Source organism: Vibrio tritonius (assembly GCF_001547935.1).
Taxonomy (GTDB): Bacteria; Pseudomonadota; Gammaproteobacteria; order Enterobacterales; family Vibrionaceae; genus Vibrio; species Vibrio tritonius.
On the sequence record NZ_AP014635.1, the window covers coordinates 1,760,893 to 1,780,795 of the forward strand.

A 19,903-nucleotide genomic window follows, 5' to 3' on the forward strand; every position below is an offset into this window, starting at 1 on the left:
CTCAGTTGTACAGCAAGGGAAGTAAACGGCCATCCCTTGCCGCAAGTAGCGCCAAATTATAGTGATATGTCAGTTAGATGCAAATACTATACCTACAATTCACTAACATTCATCAATCGCATTCTTAACTCGTTTATCCGATACTGGATAAGGAGTGCCTAATTGTTGAGCAAAATAACTGACTCGTAGCTCTTCCAACATCCAGCGAATCTCTTTCACTTTGTCAGGAACTGCCATTCCCTTCGGAATTTTATTGAGCAACTCTTTATAGTCATTCGCTACAGACTCAATTTTTAGCATGTGTAAACGGTCTTTATTGGGATCAATTGGCAGTTTTTCCATTCGTCTCTCTATCGCTTTCATATAGCGTAGAATATCTGGTAAACGTTTCCAACCGCACTCGGTGGCGAAGCCTTTAAAAATGAGACCTTCGATCTGTGCTTTTACATCCGAAAGCGCAAACGCCATCGTGAAATCGATTTTGCCTTTCAAACGCTTATTAATGTTAAATGCGGTGGTCAAGATGGTTTCCACCTGCTTAGCGATGTCTACCACGGTGTCACCGAGTTCTGCACGGACGTACTCTTTCAACGCATCAAAAGATTCCGGTTGCCACGCCAAACCACCATGCTGTTCCACCAGCTTGTCCACCCCACAAGCGATACAGTCGTCAATCAAGTCCAACACTTTACCGTAAGGGTTAAAGTACAAACCTAATTTCGACTTGTTTGGCAAGTTCGAGTGCAAATATTTAATTGGCGATGGTACGTTCAGTAAAATCAATCGACGTTGACCTTGGCGCATCGCTTGAATTTGCTCTTGCTCGGTTTCAAACAGCTTAATTTCCACACTGTCTTTATTGTCAACCAAAGCAGGATAAGCACGCACTTCAAAGCCACTGCGTTTTTGTTGATACACTTGTGGTAACTCACCAAACGACCATGTGTGCAGGTCTTTATGCTCAATATCGTCATCAGCGACTTTTGACAGCGTCTCTTGCACTTGCTCTTTCAAGCTCTCTTTTAACGCATAGAGGTCTTTGTTCTCTTTGATCTTGCGTTGTTTATGGTCCGTCGCGCGGAAGGTCACTTTTAGGTGCTCCGGCACTTGGTCCCATTTCCAATCGTCACGTAAGATTTCCACACCGCTCATACGACGCAGCTCTTTTTCTAACGAATCGAGCAACGGCAACTCCATTGGTGTCGCGCGCGATAAAAAGGCTTCCGCGTAGTTCGGCGCTGGCACAAAGTTTTTACGCAAAGTTTTCGGTAGTGACTTAATCAAACTCATCACCAACTCTTGGCGTAACCCCGGAATCTGCCAATCAAACCCAGCAGGTTCGATTTGGTTAAGGATAGGCAGCGGAATATGTACAGTGACACCGTCACTATCTTCACCCGGTTCAAATTGATAGGTGAGCTTGAGCTTAATACCGTTCTGATACCAGAAATTAGGGTAGTCCAAATCCGTAATGTGGCTGGCATCCCCTTTTAACAACATCTCTTTTTCAAACGACAGCAAATCAGGCTGTTTTTGACTCGCCTTCTTCCACCACGTATCAAAGTGACGCCCAGAAACCACATCCGTCCCAACACGTTGATCATAGAACTGATACAGCTCTTCATCATCGACCAAAATGTCACGGCGACGAGATTTATGTTCTAACTCTTCCACCTCATGCAGCAACGCGCGGTTTTGTTTGAAGAAGTCGTGTTTGTTGTCCCAATCCCCTTCAACCAGCGCACTGCGGATAAAGATTTCACGGCTCACCACTGGGTCAATATTGCCGTAGTTAACCAAACGTTTTGCGACAATCGGAATACCAAACAGCATCACTTTCTCATACGCCATCACGGCAGCACGTTTTTTCGACCAATGCGGCTCACTATGACTGCGCTTGATAAGGTGCCCAGCCAAAGGTTCAATCCATTCAGGTTGGATTTTCGCCACCACGCGAGCCCACAATTTTGAAGTTTCCACCAACTCGGCAGACATCACCCATTTAGGCTGCTTTTTAAACAAACTAGAGGCAGGAAAGATGTTAAAACGAGCATTACGCGCGCCTTGGTAATCGTTCTTTTCCTGATCTTTTAAGCCGATATGCGAGAGCAAACCGGTCAAAATCGCAGTATGCACACCTTGGTAGCTACCCGGTTCCGAATTCAGTTTGAAATTCATCTCGCGCATCGCTTGGTGCAATTGCGTGTAAACGTCTTGCCATTCGCGAATACGCAAATAGTTCATGTATTCTTCTTTTACATGACGACGGAACTGGTTGTTACTCAACTCTTTTTGTTTTTTCTGCAGGTAATCCCACAAGTTAACAAAGGTTAAGAAATCGGAGTCTTCATGGAAGAAGCGGCGATGCTTATCATCGGACGACTGCTTTTTGTCGCTTGGGCGTTCTCGAGGGTCTTGAATCGACAGTGCCGACGCAATGATCATTACCTCTTTTAAACACCCCAGTTTTGGTGCTTCAAGTACCATGCGAGCCAAGCGGGGGTCAACAGGCAGGTTAGCCAGTTGACGACCCATCGCGGTGAGCACTTTGACTTTGCTCCCTGCTTTGGTTTTTTCATCAATGGCACCAAGTTCTTCCAGTAGGCGCACACCATCTTGGATGTTGCGCTTATCTGGCGCCTCAACAAACGGGAACGCTTCAATATCGCCCAGCCCCAGCGAGGTCATTTGTAAAATAACCGACGCTAAGTTAGTGCGCAGAATTTCTGGATCGGTAAATTCTGGACGTGAGTTGAAGTCTTCTTCTGAATAAAGACGAATACAGATACCCGCTTCCACACGACCACAACGACCTTTACGCTGGTTAGCACTGGCTTGAGAAACGGCTTCGATCGGCAAACGCTGTACTTTAGTACGGTAACTGTAGCGGCTAATACGCGCGGTACCAGGGTCAATAACGTACTTGATACCCGGTACGGTTAACGACGTTTCCGCCACGTTCGTTGACAGAACAATGCGACGCCCAGCATGCGGTTGGAATATTTTATTCTGTTCCCCTGCCGATAAACGCGCATAGAGTGGCACCACTTCGGTATCACGCAATTTCAATTTGGTGAGAACATCCGCAGTGTCGCGAATTTCTCGCTCACCACTCATAAACACCAAAATATCGCCTAATCCTTCATCACAAAGCTCATGTACCGCTTGAACAATGCCTTCCAGTTGATCATGGTCGCTTTCAGAATCTTCCGTACCACCCAATGGACGATAGCGGGTTTCCACAGGATACGTACGACCAGACACTTCAATAATCGGAGCATCATTAAAGTGCTTAGAGAAACGTTCAGGGTCAATCGTTGCCGACGTGATGATCACTTTGAGATCAGGACGACGCGGCAATAACTGTTTTAAATACCCCAAAATAAAATCGATATTGAGGCTACGTTCGTGGGCTTCATCGATAATGATCGTGTCGTACTGATTGAGGTAACGGTCATTTTGAATTTCCGCCAGCAAAATACCGTCGGTCATCAATTTCACTTGAGTTTGATCAGACACCTGATCACTAAAGCGCACTTTATAACCAACAAAATCCCCAAGGGTCGTTTCCATCTCTTCAGCAATACGATTGGCAACCGAACGGGCAGCCAAACGACGAGGCTGAGTATGGCCAATCAAACCGTATTTACCCCGGCCTAATTCTGCACAAATTTTCGGTAACTGGGTTGTTTTACCTGAACCCGTTTCCCCTGCCACAATCACCACTTGGTGCGATTCAATGGCTTTGGCGATGTCGTCTTTTTTCTGGCTGACCGGCAACAATTCAGGATAAGCAAGCTTCACTTGACGTTCCTGACGCTGCTCTACAACCAGCATAGATTGCGCAATATCCAGAGCGATTTCGTCAAACACAGCATGGCGAGCTTTGTCGTTTTTAATTTTACTGGCTCCGCTGATGCGTTTGTTTAGGCGAAAACGGTCTTTAATCAAACATTGGTTTAATGCTTTTTTCAGTGCACCAGCACTGTTTTCCTGCGCTTTCGCAGGAGAGCCTGAGTTGACCTGAGATTGAGTCAAAGCGTTTCCTATTGTTTCTTATCTTAAAATACTGCGCGGATTGTAACACAGACTGAAACGAGCAGAACCACCCTAGTAAGGTTCACACCATGAAAGCGCCATTAAAATTTGTCTCTTGTACCTGTGAATTACATTTTCTTACCTACTTTCTGAGGGTTAACTGATTTCATTAGTCACAAATGCCCATTGTTCGTATTCATTCGATTTTTTTGAACAAGTTAAGCAACTTTACCTACTTAAGCTCCTGCTAACAGACCGCTAATATGAACCTATCGAACAAGACCCCATTCAACGGATAAGGAAACTCTCTATGTCTCGCGTACTTGCACTTAAATCAAGCATCCTTGGTGACTACTCACAATCAAGCAAACTTCTTGATGAATACATCGCAAAATTCGACCAAGAACAATTAACAGTGCGTGATTTGGCTGCAAATCCACTTCCTGTTCTAGACGGTTCTGTTATTGGTGCTTTCGGCGCAGCAGCAACAGGTGAATTGGCTGCTGATCAACAAGCGATTGTTGATCTATCAAACACGCTAATTGAAGAGCTTAAAGCAGCAGACACTGTGGTTATCGCAGCGCCTATGTACAACTTCACAATTCCAACTCAATTGAAAAACTGGTTCGACCTAATCGCTCGTGCAGGTGTAACCTTTAAATACACTGAAAACGGTGTTCAAGGCCTGATTGAAGGTAAAAAAGCGGTTGTTATCACAACTCGCGGCGGCATCCACAAAGATGCACCTCAAGATATCGTCACTTCTTACCTAAAAACCATCCTAGGTTTTATTGGTGTCACTGACGTTGAATTTGCTTACGCAGAAGCGCTAAACATGGGCGACGAAAACAAAGAGAAAGGCCTTGATACCGCGAAACAACAACTTAACTCTATCGCGTTATAATCAGCCGAATTAGTAAGCTCAACACGCTTATGGTTAAGAGTCATCTTCGGATGGCTCTTTTTTTATCAGATTCTTCCTATACATTGCCGATATTTTCGCCACCGTTACCTATTTTGTAGAATTTATCACGCAAAGTTTGCTCAAATGAACGATTAGAGCTTATGTTTATTGAGTTAAAGTCGATACAATGTGTCTTCTCTTATTAAGTAAGCCCAATAATGTGAAAGCCTCTGAACTTAAAATGATTTTAAATACCATTCCATCTGACCAAGACCCAGAATTGGTAACGGGAGAATGGTGGCTGCCTGAACAATTGGTCAATGCGACTCACCATGAAGAATATGTGTTCCTTGACTTTGATAACGCCCCAGAAGAAGACCAAGGCGACGAAGAAGGCCGGGGGTTTGTTGAACACGAAATGGACCTTATTCGCCAACAAATTGCGCAAATATTACATGAAGATAGCGGACAACACGCTAAAACTGAGGCACTATTAGCATTAATGATAGTTGCTCATGAACGTTCAAGTTCTGAGTTTATTGAAATGTTAGGTGCTGTGCTAGATGAAGATGACTAACCGATTCTAGGCCCTCACCGCTAGGGAGGAAGTGTTGTCCCCAGAGACCAATCAATCTTTACCATTCTTGTTGGCTGGCCCCATTGTTAGAAAATGTACGCAACAACAGGTCGCCATCTGGTTGGTAACGCGCGAACCACTGCAAGGACAATTTCATTGGTGGAATCCCCAAAACGGCGACAATAAAACGCTCGACCTTTCGTCCGTTACCCAATATCAAGTCGGCACTCACGCTTGGGTGGCCCTCATAGAGTTGCGTGGTAAATTCTCGACTGGCATCTATCAGTATCAAATCGACACTCCCTATGGCAACTTAATCGACCTCTACCCCCAGCTAATCTACCAAGACGAAACGGCGTTATCAGTTCACCTCTCTGGTGAGGCTAACTACGTCATGCATGGCTCTTGTCGAAATCCTGGCGATCCTTGTAAAGATGCGTTAGCTACGGCAAGTCGTAAGGTGGCACAGCAATCCATAGAGCAGCGCCCCCATCTACTGATGATGAGTGGCGACCAAATCTACGCCGATCACGTAGCTGGGCCATTACTTGCTGCCATTCACCACATCATTGAATGCCTAGGCCTATATGATGAAGAGTTTAGTGAAGCCCCTGTCACTAACAGTCAAACACTCTACGCCAGCCCACATTGCTACTATGGCCGTGACCAGTTATTACCTCAGTTTGATACATCCCAAACACCACTTGCTCGTTCATTTATAGGGCGAACCTTGCTGCGTCAAAAACAGCAAGTCGACATTTTCACTTCGACCGATGCAGATAACCACCTCATTAGTTTTGCTGAATTTGTCGCTATGTATCTGTTGGTGTGGTCGCCAACCTTATGGCATGAATGTCAATTACTGGAACGTACTAACGCCTGCCCAGCACAAGTCGCTCATATGCGCTCACAGTGGGACACAGAGTGGCAATACATTCAGGATTTTGTTACTGGCTTAGATGATGTACAAGCAATGCTAGCGCATTTACCCACCTACATGATGTTTGATGACCATGACGTCACCGACGACTGGAACTTAACCGTCGGTTGGGAATATGCAGCCACAACGCACCCTTTTTCAAGGCGTATTATTGGTAACGCCCTGTTAAGTTACTGGCTTTTTCAAGGCTGGGGAAACGAACCCAACCACTTTGATGACACTTTCCATCAAGCCATGAGCTTATTTTGTGCCAATCCGAGCACAGAGCATCACAATGCGCTCATTGATGGCCTGTATCAGTTTGAAAAATGGCACTACACCACCGAAACGACGCCAAAAATGATAGTGCTCGATACGCGCACCCAACGCTGGCGTTCCGAATCAAACATGAATAAACCTTCCGGTCTTATGGACTGGGAAGCATTGATGGAGTTTCAACAGGAAATCTTGAATCAAGATAAGGTACTGATCGTTTCACCTGCTCCGATATTTGGCGTGAAATTCATAGAAACTCTGCAACGAGTCATGACTTGGCTGGGTAAACCTTTAATGGTGGATGCAGAGAACTGGATGGCCCATCCCGGTAGTGCCAATACCTTACTGAGTATTTTTACCCATAGTCGAACGCCAACCAATTTCGTCATTTTATCGGGGGATGTGCACTACTCTTTTGCCTACGACATTCAACTGCGCTCTCGTAAATCGAGTCCGAATATCTTTCAAATCACCTGCAGCGGGTTCAAGAATCAATTTCCAGAGCCATTATTGACCTACTGTGATTATGCCGACGGATTACTCTACGGGCCGCGCTCACCACTTAACTGGTTTACCAAGCGCAAACGCCTTAAAATTCGCAAACGTCACCCACAAGATAAATCTGTACGTCATCTCGTCAATCAAGCTGCGATAGGAGAAGTCACCTTGCATCCTGATGGCACGCCCGATGTCGTGTCCATTTTGGCCAGCGATGGCACACAAGTATTTTTCCCGGCGACAAAAGCAGCAAATCGGTCAGGATCCCGTTAAAATATTGCCAAACTTATTGCAATATTCGTCTGGAGCCTCTATCTAAATAACAATGGGTCACGTTTTAGCACCCTATGTCCACTTAACCAAGCAAAAGGGTATCGTTTTATGTTTAACGCCTTACATTCTCTCTTTAAACAGCTTCTCGAGGGAACCGACCTTAGCCAACAAACACAGAGCCCGAATTTTGCGATTGCTTGCCTACTCGCTGAAGTGGCAGGGGCCGATCACGACATCAGTGAGCAAGAGCATCATGCCAAGCATGCGCTATTGCAAAAACTGCTTAATATTGATGAACAACAAGCTAACGACCTACTGATTCAAGCCGATGAACAAATCAAACATTCAGCGTCTTTATACGAATTTACTACTCAGTTACGAGAGTTGTCACAAAGCGCGCGCTTTGACTTAATTAAAGCAATGTGGGAAGTAGCGTTAGCCGATGGTGAGATTGATCCATTAGAAGATGCGGTTATCCGTAAAGCGGCAGAGTTATTGTATGTTGACCACAGTGAGTTTATTCGCGCAAAATTGATGGTAACAGAGAAGCGCTAATTATTGCCCCAACAAGCGCAAAGCTCAACTCTTGATAGAGCGGTTATACCGTCTTAATCGATAGAGATAAAAAAAGCGAAAGTGCATGATCAGTGCACTTTCGCTAAAGCCAGTAAATGGGATTTTATTATAATGTCACTCTGACGAGATGTAGTTACGATAACGAGCCACTGTGTCGTTTTAATTAACGTAACAAGTCATTTTAGTGACACTATTTGTGTCGGTAGTAACAAAACACCGATTACAAAATCTTCAACGCTAATTTAGCCAGATTATACGCATCAACATAAGCACTATGTTGACGCCCTTCCCACTCAATACCTAAGTTTTCTTGCGCAGCACGATGACCAATGCGTTTATCTTTCAAACGGTGCTGAATTCGATACAAGGTCGCTAAATTTAAAAATTCTTTAAAGGGCATATCAATGCCTTTATCACGACACTCTTTGGCAAAAATAAGGTCATCTCTTCCCCAGCTAGCATAGATTTTTTTCGAGCCACCAAAGTTTTTGATCATCGATTGAATCACTTCGGCAATCGGTCGACCTTGCTTCTCGATTTTTCTCGGGGTAATTCCGGTGAGTTCCACGCAAAACATCGAAATCTCATCGTGATCTGGCTTAACGTAATATTGCGCACGCTTTACGATTTCACCTTTGCCCAAATCGATTTCAGCCAAACCGACTTCAATGATTTCTCCCGTGCTACCCACTCCGTTTTCATTCCAACAGCACATTTCTAAATCGAAGCATACAACACGGTTATGATTCATTGGTGAATTCATCCCTTTACAACGTTACAAAAAAACACGTTATGTTACCTGACACGAGCCAAATCGCCAATGTTGAGTTGGCTCAATAATACTAACCACTGGCTTTCATGCCGAGTAAATACACAATAGTGAGTAACAAATGATTAAAAGATACCCTATCAACTGAATTTCGTCAGGTTCTCGTGAATTTCTCCACTTCGTTTCACTTGATTATGGTAAGATCGACGCAATTCTATGTGTAATTTAATTCTATCGAGACCAGTCGTATTATTACGACGGGCAGAAAGAGATCTTTTAGAGAATTCCAAATGACCTTCGATTTAAATACCATCCCCGCTACCTTTGACATGCTGCACGCAGGGCTTGCTGCTTCTACCGTGGCTCTATTCATCTTCGCTTTGACCCGTAAAGGCAAAGTGGTTGAGAAAGTCATAGAAAAGCCAGTGGAAAAAATTGTTGAAGTTGAAAAGCCAGTCGAAACCATTGTCGAAGTAGAAAAAGTCGTTGAAGTTGAGAAAGTCGTAGAAAAAGTGGTTGAGGTTGAATCTAAACTCGCAACAGCTCCGACAGATTCAGCGCTGCAATTGCTGGCTCTGTTCCAACACGATGCAAGACTGATCGACTTTCTACAAGAAGACGTTAATCAGTTTAGCGATGAAGAAGTCGGCGCAGCTGCACGTGTGATTCATGCTGGTGGCAAGAAAGTGCTGAATGATTACTTTACCCTCAGCCCAATTCGTCAAGAAGATGAAGAATCACGCATCACAATTGACGAAGGCTTTGATCCACAAGCGATTCGTCTCACCGGTAACGTCACCGGCCAAGCACCATTTAACGGTGTACTGATTCACAAAGGTTGGAAAGCCGACTCTGTAAACTTGCCAAAACTGGCTGAGCAATACGATGCCTCAATCGTGGCTCCAGCAGAGGTAGAGCTGTAATGGATCAACAAGCAAAATTCAGTGTGGGTATCGACCTTGGTACCACTCACTGCGTACTCTCTTATCTCGATTTAGAGCAAGAAGACGCAACCGTTGAAGTGATGAGCATTGCCCAGATGAGTGCACCAGGCACCGTTGAGAGCTACCCGCAGCTGGGCTCATTTCTTTATCAGCCACACGAACATGAAATGTCGCCAAGTTCGCGTCGTCTGCCTTGGACCGACCAACCAACAGCGCTTGTAGGTGCTATTGCGCGTAACCTAGGTGCTAAAACCCCGATTCGCTTGGTATCAAGTGCGAAATCTTGGTTATGTCACGGTGGTGTTAATCGTCGCCAAGCCTTCTTGCCGGCAGGCAGCCCTGAAGACGTAGCAAAAGTATCGCCAATTCGTGCCACAGAGCTGTATCTTGATCACCTGCAACAAGCTTGGAATTACAGTAATCCGCAAGCGCCGTTAGCAGAGCAAGATGTCACCATTACTGTGCCAGCATCGTTTGATCCCGCAGCGCGCGATCTCACCGCAGAAGCCGCTTACAACATCGGTCTAACCAATATTACCTTGCTTGAAGAACCTCAAGCTGCGCTTTACCACTGGATCGATCACACCCAAGATGCGTGGCGTGAACAAGTCAACGTAGGTGAAGTGGTACTGGTTATCGATATTGGTGGTGGTACTACCGATTTATCTTTGGTTGAAGTGACCGAAGAAGACGGTAACTTAGTACTTAATCGCATCGCCGTAGGTGAACATATCCTACTTGGCGGTGACAACATGGACCTTGCCCTTGCCTATCGCCTAAAAATGAAGTTAGCGCAAGACGGTAAAGAGCTGCAACCGTGGCAAATCCAAGCCATGTCCCATGCGTGCCGCGATGCAAAAGAAACCCTATTAAGCGCCAATGATGTTGAATCTGTGCCAATCGTAGTACCAAGTCGTGGCTCAAAACTGCTTGGCGCAACGCTAAAAACTGAGCTGACTCGCCAAGAAGTGGAACAAACTCTCGTTGATGGCTTCTTCCCTCAAGTGACCGTTACCGATCACCCAATGCAGAAACCGCGCGGTGCTCTAACGCAAATGGGTCTGCCTTATGCACAAGATGCTGGTATTACCCGCCATATCGCTGCGTTTTTAACCAAACAAGCCAATGCCCAAGGCCAAGAAACTCAAGACAGCATGCCCTTCAACATGCCAGGCATGCCAGTCGCACCGGCTGAGTTTATTAAGCCAAACAAAATATTGCTTAACGGCGGTGTGCTCAAGTCTGAGTTACTTGCTGAGCGCCTACTGAACACCATCAACCAATGGTTAACGGATGCACAAACCGAATCTGCGACATTACTAGAAGGATCAGACCTTGATCTGTCCGTTGCGTGCGGTGCGGCCTACTACGGCGCAGTGCGCAAAGGCGAAGGCGTTCGTATTCGAGGTGGTATTGCAAGCGCTTATTACGTGGGTATTGAAAGTGCCATGCCCGCCATTCCGGGAATGCCAATGCCAATGGAAGCGTTGTGTGTCGCTCCGTTTGGTATGGAAGAAGGCACAGAATGCAATGTACCAAGCCAGCAATTTGGTTTGGTGATTGGTCAACCGGTGCATTTCCAATTCTACGGTTCAACCGTTCGTCGTGATGATCTTGCTGGCACTCATTTAGATTATTGGACACCACAAGAGCTAGAAGAATTACCAGAGATTCAAGTGACTCTGCCAGTAAGCGAAGGTCGTCGCGAAGGTGAAGTTGTTCCTGTAACGCTTCAATCACGAGTGACTGAATTGGGCACATTGCAACTGCACGCGATTGCGGCAGACAATGGCCAACGTTGGCATGTTGAATTTGATGTGCGCGACGGCCACTCTGATTCTGATGAATCTTCTTCAATCAGCGAATAATCATCGCCCTATTAACGGCGCCTTTCTAGGCGCCGTTTGTTTAAATATCATTCCCTAATGATATTGCAAGCGACCCAACACAATAGCGCTTGCCTAACCCTGATGAGGTCTTCATGTCCAAACCACGTTATCTTGTCGGCATTGACTTAGGAACCACGAATACCGTTGTCGCATTCTGCGAGCTTTCTGAACCACTCAATCAACAACCGATTGAACTGTTTGCCATTGATCAATTAAAAGGACCGGGAGAAGTGGTTCGCAAACCGCTTTTACCCTCATTCCGTTATCACCCGGCGCCAACACAATTTTCTGCATCTAACATGACACTGCCTTGGGAAAACCAAGTTGTTGAAGGTGATATTCCCCATGCCATCATTGGTGAGTGGGCGCGTGACTTAGGCGCGCGCAGTGAAGGACGCCAAGTGTCTAGTGCCAAAAGTTGGTTGTCTCACACTGGCGTGGAGCGCACGCAAGAGATCCTGCCATGGGCTGGTGCACAAGATGTTGAGAAAGTCTCTCCTATTATTGCCAGTGCCAGTTACCTCAATCACATCCGCCAATCGTGGAATCATCGCCACCCAAGCCATCCCCTTGAGGAACAAGATGTGGTGGTCACGGTGCCCGCCTCTTTTGATGAATCGGCACGCAAGTACACCTTAGAAGCCGCTACCCTAGCAGGTTTACACAACATCGCGTTATTGGAAGAGCCCCAAGCCGTGTGTTACGACTGGTATGCTCGTCACCAAGCCAGCGCTGCGAAAGAACTCGCCGAAATTCCACTTATTTTGGTGTGCGATATCGGCGGGGGGACCACAGATTTAAGTTTAATCAGTGCCGCCACCACCTCAGAACAGTTGGCGCTGAATCGTATTGGTGTTGGCGACCATCTTATGCTCGGTGGCGATAACCTTGATCTGGCGTTAGCCCATTTAGCAGAAAGCCGTTTTAAAGGCAGTAATGCGTTAAATGCTACCGCGTTAACCAAGCTAATTCAGCAAACCCGCCAAGCAAAAGAACAACTGCTTTCAAGCCAAGCTCCCGATGAAGTAAAAGTGACATTGCTAGGGAGTGGTTCAAAGCTGCTCGGTGGCACGCGTAGCGTCGCCATTACTAAACAAGAAGTGCACCAAATTGCGTTGGAGGGATTTTTCCCACTCAGCCTCTTAACAGACACGCCAGATCAACGTCGCAGCGCAATGGTGGAATTTGGTTTGCCATACGTAGCAGATCCTGCAGTTAGTAAACATATTGCCCAATTCCTCGCTCAGCACCAAGCGATTGCGCGCCAAGCAGCAGGCCAAGACGGTGATGCGCCATGTGTGCCAGTGGGATTACTGCTCAATGGGGGCGCGTTTAATAGCGACCTCATTACTGGGCGTATCACGCAACTGCTCGAAAATTGGCGTGGATCACCGATTACTCTGCTCGATAACCCGCACCCTGATTGGTCGGTTGCGTTGGGTGCGGTGGCTTATGGCAAAGCTCGCCGCGGCGCACAACTAAAAATTGGCGGTGGTTCACCTCGCTCCTATTTCTTGCATCTGCCAGAAAAAAATAAACGTTCAAAAGCTCTCTGCCTGTTAGCAAAAGGAACTGAAGAGGGACAAGAGATTCGTCTTAGCAGCCGTCGCTTTTCGCTAACCTTGGGAGAACCGGTACGCTTTATGTTGCTTACCTCTCCCTACGACGAGCTTGCGCCCGGTACAACCATCCGTAACGGATTGCTAAGCGACATTGACCCAGAAAAGTTTGCCGCACTTCCGCCTTATGTCACAACCTTAGCAGGTGACGACAACGTTGAACTTGCCGCTAACCAGAAGCAACGCGTTGAGGTGATATTGGCAAGCCAACTCACCGAAGTAGGCACTCTGCAACTTGAATGCGTAAATGGTAACGATGATAGCCAGCGTTGGACGCTAGAATTTGATGTGCGTGGCCAAACACAAAGTACGGAGAATCATAACGATACCAATACCGTATCGAAATCACTCTCAGACTCTCTGCAGCTTATTAGCAAAGCGTACAGTGGCAATAAAAATAGCACTGAAGCCGATACCATCAAAACGCTGACCAAATCCCTAGAGAAAAAGCTAGGCAAACGCGATCAATGGGATTTCGACACATTAAGACAGCTGTATGATGCTTTCGCCCTTGGCAAAAAACGTCGTCGACGCTCCATGCAACATGAACAAACATGGTTACGTTTGACTGGCTACGCGATGCGTCCTGGCTTTGGCGCGCCAACCGATTCATGGCGTATGGAACAACTATGGCCGATATACCAGCAAGGCATCCAGTTTTCCAGCCATGCAACATGGAGCGATTGGTGGACCTTTTGGCGGCGCGTGGGCGGCGGTTTAAACCAAGAACAACAAGAAACCATTCTGGCTGATATTGCGAAATATTTGCATCCTGGTTCTGCGCGAGCAGCTAAAAACCAACAGGAATCCCATGACCGAGGTTATGAAGCCATGGTGCGCCTAGCTGCCTCGCTTGAACATCTTCACCCCGACGATAAAGTATTACTGGCGACATGGTTTTTGAAAAAGGCCACCAGCCAAACCGATTTTGTGTCTGCCCATTGGTGGGCACTGGGCCGTCTTGCCTCGCGCGTTCCGTTTTATGGCAGCGCCCATAATGTGGTAAGTAGAGAACAAGTTCAGCAATGGCTGCCTAAGCTTCTTAGCGAGGATTGGAATGCAGAGCCAATGGCCGGCTTTGCTACCATGATGATGTGTCGTAAAACCGGAGACCGCACCCGCGATATTAGTGAGGATTTGCGCGCAACGGTTATCGAAAAATTACGCAGCAGCAAAGTACCTGACTCATGGGTCGGATTAGTCGCAGAAGTGACACAACTCTCAGAAAGTGAGTCAAAACGAGCCTTTGGTGATGCTTTGCCCAATGGGCTTATTTTAATCAACTAGAAGACCAAGCTCTGCCACTATTCGATTTATCATGCTCGATAAAAACCGCCAAACTGATTCAGTTTGGCGGTTTCTTTATACCAACTTCAAACGCAAACCGTAGTTAACTGACCGTAACTAACTGGTTGCGACCTTCCGCTTTGGCTTGGTAGAGCGCTTCATCTGCTAACCCAAAACATCGGGTTAAGTCGTGCGCTCCTTCCAATTGGGAAACACCAATACTCACCGTGATCTGGAGACTGATGTTGTCTAACATAAACTTATGTTTTGCAACGGATTTACGAAAGTGAGATAACTTAGCAAACACTTTATCGCGACTCTGACGGCAAAAGAGAATCGCAAACTCTTCGCCACCAAAACGGGCCACTAAGTCATTATCGAAAGCGCTTTGTAGGAGAAAAGAAAGTTCTTCAAGTATTTTGTCACCCTGAAGGTGGCCGTATACATCATTCACTGGCTTGAAATGGTCAATATCAATAATCGCAATAAAATAAGGCCCTTGTTCTCTTTCAAACAACAATGCTGATTTATCTTCAAAGAAACGGCGGTTATAAAGCCCGGTCAATTTATCGCGTATCGCTCGCTGATAGTGCCACTCTATCTCATCGAAAAACAGTAAAGATAAAATGGCCCCTAATTGGACAAAAGTCACCACGTTTTGAGCTACGACTATGCCGCTAATAAAGAAAATCATACGCTGGGATAAATCGTAACAAATTGCCGGAACAAAACTCGCAGCAGCCGAGAAAAACAACCCAGCTATCAATAACCTATCGCCTATTTTACCGCGAGTACGATGCTGAATAGCGATATACGTAGCAAAGAGAAAACCGAACGACAAGCTCACCGCGGCGATATTTGCTCGTAATGCAAATGAATCAGGAACATATAACACAAGCCAGTACATTAAGGCAGTGTAGGCCACAATATGAACTGCAGCGAAAATTTGCACGCTGCTGGTTAAGCGACGTTGATACCACTGCATTACCCCAAACAACATCAGATACGTCACCGACTGATAAGTAAAGTTATTTGCCAGCACAATAAAGCGAATATCAAACCAACCTCGCGCCAAACTGATCGCGTAACCGGCACCAAAAAACAGGCTATAAAGCATAAACCAATTAGCTGCGCGTTTTTTGTTCAGGGTGAGCTGATTCCTCGCCATAAAAAGAAACAAAAAGGCGATAAAGCAACATATCAAGTTATTGATAATTGTAGCTAACCGTAGGATATCGATATCAGCGGCGTTCATGAAGATCTCATCAAACAAATGGTTTAGGTGTAGAAGTTCAAACGAAACGGTTGAAAAGCAGGCTAATCATACACGAAAATATGACACCCAATCCATTTAATTTGTTTTTTATTGCAAAAATTATCAATAAAGGCACACTAATAAAGAGCAGGATTGATTATCATTATCTTTAATATACTTTAGGTGACTTGAAGATACTACGTTAGAAACACAATCGCCGTACAGTTTTGTGGGAACGTTACCGATAACAAAAGTGATCTCGTCGGTGCTTTAACACCTTTGAGCCTAATCCGACACAAAAATAAACGTTTGTTTACTCGCAATTTCATGAGTAAACAGTATAGAATGTGCGACCTTGCTCACACCGAGCAAATGAAACTAAGTTAGAATGGGAACCTTAGGCACATATGCCACTCTCATTACTCACAAATTATAAAATGTAATTAAAATGGCCTTTGTCTTTCTGATAAGGGTGTACCGTTTATTAACGATAAAACAAATCCGTTGTAGCCAATGAGTCCAGATAAATTTACCAACGTCTATCGCTTACCAGGCTCCATTCAAGTGCGTATTGCTAAATGGCAAGCAACCTTTCGTGGAACCTCTGATTTAGTGCTTCACAAAGCCCTAACCGAGCGTAACAAACAATATAGTAATCGTGACTTCTTGCCTAAAGGATGGTGTTTAGTCCCTTTTGCGAATGACGATATTTCTATCACGCACCATGGTCGGTATATTCAAACCACTATATTAACCATGCAAGACAGAAAAGTCGCATACAAACGAATCTACTTATCTCGTTTACCATTAGAACAAGCCGAACCGGCTCTATTAGCATTTAAACAAGAGTGGATGGGGAAATATAATCGCGTCGTAAAACGCTATAACCAAATTAAGAAAAAAGAATTTCTTAATCTCGCTCGTGAAGAATTAGAAACGCTCTACCCCTCTATTCCAAAGGGAGAGTTTGACAAAGAGTTATGGAACCGCTTGGTGTTAAGTGAACTAGGGCCTGCAAAAAAATACAGTAACCCTTATTTTGTCAAAAAAGCGGATATCTAACGAACCAACCATACTGATAAGTAGCAGAGTTTCATTTTCTAAGTATCATTTTGGAGATCATCCAAGTTTGATCTCCTCTTCGAGTTCATCCATCAATGCACAACAACAATTTCCTTCGATCTTCATCTTAGCTTGATACATTGCTTTGTCGGCAACACGAATTAACGATACTGCGTCATGTCCTTGAATGGGGTAAAGTGCAATACCTATGCTAGCTCCAACTGATACTTCACAACCATCATCCACTGTTATCGGCTTGCTAAGCACATCGATTAATTGCATTGCTTTCTCTTTAACGCCGCTAAAATTGGTGAGTAAATCGAGACAGACAATAAACTCATCACCACCAAACCGACCACAAAAATCAGACTCTCGTAGATTTTCTCGTAATCGTTCTGCAATCGTTAGAATCACTCTATCGCCAGCATCATGGCCAAAACTGTCATTAATCTGCTTAAACTTATCAAGGTCGATAAAGAGCACTGCTAATTTAAGATGAGTTCGCCTTGCTTGGGTTATCGCTTGGTTAAGATGTTCTTTCAGTGCACGACGATTTAGCAACCCACTTAATGCATCTTTTTCTGATAAGAAACGTAACCGCTCTTTCTGTTTTTTCAATTTGGAAGTTTGGCGTTCAACTTCACTTTGCAATTCTTCTTTACTGTATGTGGTATCTTGCAATGAGATTTTCATCTGGTTAAAGAATTTCGCCAAAATAACAAATTCACTGTCCAAGTTATGATGGGATAAACGACTATCTAAATCACCACGAGCAAGATCTGAGATCCCCTGCTTCATAAGACTGAAACCCCGCTTTTGCCGCTGCAAAATAATGTACGCTATCACACCGACGATCAGGGCAAATACCACTTGTTGAACCAAGGCACTGATGATGGAAAATTGTTGGTTTGAGGCACTTTCATCCAAGACGAGACGTTGAATATAAGACAATTCTTCCGTCATATTCTGCACCAACATGTTGTAACGGGAGTGGAGCAACTCTCTAGCGCCAACAAAGCGGCGTCCAGAGTTGCTTAACAATACTTCATCTTGCTCTGTCAATGCTCTCTCTTGAATTAGCAGAGCGGCAAGATTGCCGTTCATTTTGATCAGGTTATCGACTCTAAATTCAACGTCAGTGGTATTTTGCAGTAAACTCGCCAATTTCTTTTGCGCAAGATAGACCTGCTCTAAACTCTTCTCATCATCATATTGTAAAAACACCCACAGCTGACTTCGTAAACCATCAACACTATGTTGAATCTCGGTAATGCTATGTATCTCGTTTTGCGTTTTCTGCTGTTGCTGCCAAAGTTCAAAAAGAGACAAAACAATAAAGCCAACCAAAAGAGCTGTAGCAGCCAATAACAATGTTAATTTACGTGTAGTAGAGTTAATCATTTGGCAGGCTCCTCAGTCTGAAGAACTTTGGATAAGGCCTGCGAGTCAAAAAAAGAACGATAGTCTGGCATATTTCCCTTTACCAATTTGTTATCTATTGCCCAGCGAGCTTGCAGTTCTAAGTTGGCTAAAAGTGCATTTCCCAAAGAGAGACGGAAAGAATAGTCGTGCCAAGACCATTCTAATTGATGCTGCCTAATGCCTAGATCAGCCGCAATAATCTGCTGTGCTTTATCGGGATACTGATTAATCCAAATAATGGCCGCATGTAATGCTGCTAAAATTTTTTGATGTTGCTCCTTGTGTTGTTCGGCATAACTTCTCATGGTCATCAAATTAAACGAAAGATCATAAATACCGACGAGACCTAAGTTGATTACATCCGCATTTGCTCCCATCTCAGTGCGGTAACCCCATGGCTCCCAGACTGAAATCGCATCCACTTTATGACTAAATAACGCTTGATCCATTTTATCCGGCGCATAGTAGACTCGTTCGACATCTGCTGGGTTTAATCCAGATGCAATCAGAACAGAATCTAAGTAGAACTCGCTAGAACTTGCCTTCACCACCCCTACTTTTTTCCCTTTAAGCCCTGTTACACTTTTGATCCTACCGCTTGATAATGTCAACAATTTCATATCATTATCGGAAGACACAAAGCTCGACAATAAAACAAAATCGTTACGCTTAAAACTGCTAAACATAGCGACAGATTCTGAAGCGGTCGCGTAGTCTACTTCTCCTTTAAACATATCATTACTGCACACCACCCCGCCGTTGCACGGTATTAAGGTGACATTAAGACCTTGTAACTTAAATAGACCCAAGTTACTTGCAACGATCAATGGTGAGGAAAGTGGTGTTTGAGACACGCCTATCCGAACAACACTATTTTGTGCTGTCACTTTGTCACTTGCTGAAGACTCAATCGTGTCTTCCTTTATATTGACTGCTATCAGTGCAACAAGTACAACCGCAGCAAGCCAGCCTAGCTTCGACACGCTCCGCCTATTCATTCACACCTTGCCCCCATAGCAAACATGAAGTGACTTTTATATGCAAAGTGTAGTATTGAATTGGTAAACCGCTACTCCTTAAGAGGCAGATAGGCAAATCTTACGGAACTGAATACGAAAAATAAGACAGATATGCAGAGATAATCACATAATATGTAAAGCCAGTAGCAAATTTGCTACTGGCTCAATTTGACCATTAACGACGTAACACAAGTTAGTGTTCCGTACCGGAAGGATTATCCCCAAAAGCGGCTTTTTCATAGATATCCGCCATGGATTTAGGTTTGGATTTGCGCGCTTGAGTTCGGCGCGTAGATGATTTGTGCGAGTGATTAGGTTCAAATTCCTGCTCAACAAATTTGAGCGTTTCTTCATGCTCTTTTGCTGCAGCAAGGAATTCCGGATTGGACATCGCCTTTTGGCGCAGGCGGTTAACGCGTTCCATGGTTTCCCACAACATAAAGTTACCTCCTCAACCACTGTATATATGTACAGAATACTACTGGACATCATATTGTCAACTAAAAAGCTGTATAAAAAAACAGTATGAATAAAAGGCATCTGTATCCAAAGTGGGTCAATAATGACAAAGCCTTA

General features: G+C 44.9%; 14 protein-coding genes. 8 read left to right on the top strand and 6 right to left on the bottom strand.

Features of this window, described 5'->3' with window-relative positions:
- Positions 1–102 precede the first annotated feature (102 nt).
- Positions 103–4,038, bottom strand: coding sequence for an ATP-dependent RNA helicase HrpA (hrpA, locus tag JCM16456_RS07900; protein WP_068713699.1), 3,936 nt, complete (start codon positions 4,036–4,038; stop codon positions 103–105).
- A 310-nt stretch (positions 4,039–4,348) separates the two neighbouring features.
- On the opposite strand from hrpA, the gene JCM16456_RS07905 reads away from it, so the two are divergent.
- From JCM16456_RS07905 to JCM16456_RS07920, 4 genes are all read left to right on the top strand, one after another.
- A complete protein-coding gene (locus JCM16456_RS07905) occupies positions 4,349–4,942 on the top strand; it encodes an FMN-dependent NADH-azoreductase (RefSeq protein ID WP_068713700.1) in 594 nt (197 codons plus the stop codon).
- A gap of 220 nt (positions 4,943–5,162) precedes the next feature.
- Entirely contained in the window at positions 5,163–5,519 is a 357-nt protein-coding gene (locus JCM16456_RS07910) for a VC1380 family protein (protein WP_068715973.1), read from the top strand.
- Between the two features lie 31 nt (positions 5,520–5,550).
- The gene (locus JCM16456_RS07915; RefSeq protein WP_231894391.1) at positions 5,551–7,485 is read left to right on the top strand and encodes an alkaline phosphatase D family protein; all 1,935 of its coding nucleotides are present in this window, start codon (positions 5,551–5,553) and stop codon (positions 7,483–7,485) included.
- A 108-nt stretch (positions 7,486–7,593) separates the two neighbouring features.
- Complete coding sequence (locus JCM16456_RS07920; RefSeq protein WP_068713702.1) at positions 7,594–8,040, top strand: tellurite resistance TerB family protein; 447 nt, start codon at positions 7,594–7,596, stop codon at positions 8,038–8,040.
- Positions 8,041–8,281: 241 nt separating this feature from the next.
- On the opposite strand, the gene JCM16456_RS07925 is transcribed toward JCM16456_RS07920, so the two are convergent.
- Positions 8,282–8,812, bottom strand: coding sequence for a 3'-5' exonuclease (locus tag JCM16456_RS07925; RefSeq protein WP_068713703.1), 531 nt, complete (start codon positions 8,810–8,812; stop codon positions 8,282–8,284).
- Positions 8,813–9,120: 308 nt separating this feature from the next.
- On the opposite strand from JCM16456_RS07925, the gene JCM16456_RS07930 reads away from it, so the two are divergent.
- The 3 genes from JCM16456_RS07930 to JCM16456_RS07940 all read left to right on the top strand — a co-directional run bounded on the left by JCM16456_RS07930 (position 9,121) and on the right by JCM16456_RS07940 (position 14,569).
- On the top strand, positions 9,121–9,753 hold the full coding sequence (locus JCM16456_RS07930) for a DUF2760 domain-containing protein (protein ID WP_068713704.1): 633 nt from the start codon (positions 9,121–9,123) through the stop codon (positions 9,751–9,753).
- Positions 9,753–11,642: an Hsp70 family protein gene (locus tag JCM16456_RS07935; protein WP_068713705.1), complete on the top strand. Its 1,890-nt coding sequence runs from the start codon at positions 9,753–9,755 to the stop codon at positions 11,640–11,642. The genes JCM16456_RS07930 and JCM16456_RS07935 overlap by 1 nt, the downstream gene beginning before the upstream one ends.
- A gap of 113 nt (positions 11,643–11,755) precedes the next feature.
- The gene (locus JCM16456_RS07940; RefSeq protein ID WP_068713706.1) at positions 11,756–14,569 is read left to right on the top strand and encodes an Hsp70 family protein; all 2,814 of its coding nucleotides are present in this window, start codon (positions 11,756–11,758) and stop codon (positions 14,567–14,569) included.
- Between the two features lie 103 nt (positions 14,570–14,672).
- Here the strand turns inward: JCM16456_RS07940 and JCM16456_RS07945 are convergent, their stop codons facing one another.
- Positions 14,673–15,824: a GGDEF domain-containing protein gene (locus JCM16456_RS07945; protein WP_068713707.1), complete on the bottom strand. Its 1,152-nt coding sequence runs from the start codon at positions 15,822–15,824 to the stop codon at positions 14,673–14,675.
- A gap of 513 nt (positions 15,825–16,337) precedes the next feature.
- Between JCM16456_RS07945 and JCM16456_RS07950 the strand changes: the two genes are divergently transcribed.
- Positions 16,338–16,886 (top strand): MSHA operon transcriptional regulator, encoded by a 549-nt coding sequence (locus JCM16456_RS07950; RefSeq protein ID WP_068713708.1) that lies wholly within the window; start codon positions 16,338–16,340, stop codon positions 16,884–16,886.
- A gap of 57 nt (positions 16,887–16,943) precedes the next feature.
- Here JCM16456_RS07950 and JCM16456_RS07955 read toward each other — a convergent pair whose 3' ends face one another.
- The 3 genes from JCM16456_RS07955 to JCM16456_RS07965 all read right to left on the bottom strand — a co-directional run bounded on the left by JCM16456_RS07955 (position 16,944) and on the right by JCM16456_RS07965 (position 19,766).
- A complete protein-coding gene (locus tag JCM16456_RS07955) occupies positions 16,944–18,287 on the bottom strand; it encodes a GGDEF domain-containing protein (protein ID WP_068713709.1) in 1,344 nt (447 codons plus the stop codon).
- Entirely contained in the window at positions 18,284–19,306 is a 1,023-nt protein-coding gene (locus tag JCM16456_RS07960) for an ABC transporter substrate-binding protein (RefSeq protein WP_082712252.1), read from the bottom strand. The genes JCM16456_RS07955 and JCM16456_RS07960 overlap by 4 nt, the downstream gene beginning before the upstream one ends.
- Before the next feature lie 214 nt (positions 19,307–19,520).
- Positions 19,521–19,766, bottom strand: a complete 246-nt coding sequence (locus JCM16456_RS07965; protein WP_068713710.1) for a hypothetical protein — start codon at positions 19,764–19,766, stop codon at positions 19,521–19,523.
- Positions 19,767–19,903 lie beyond the last annotated feature (137 nt).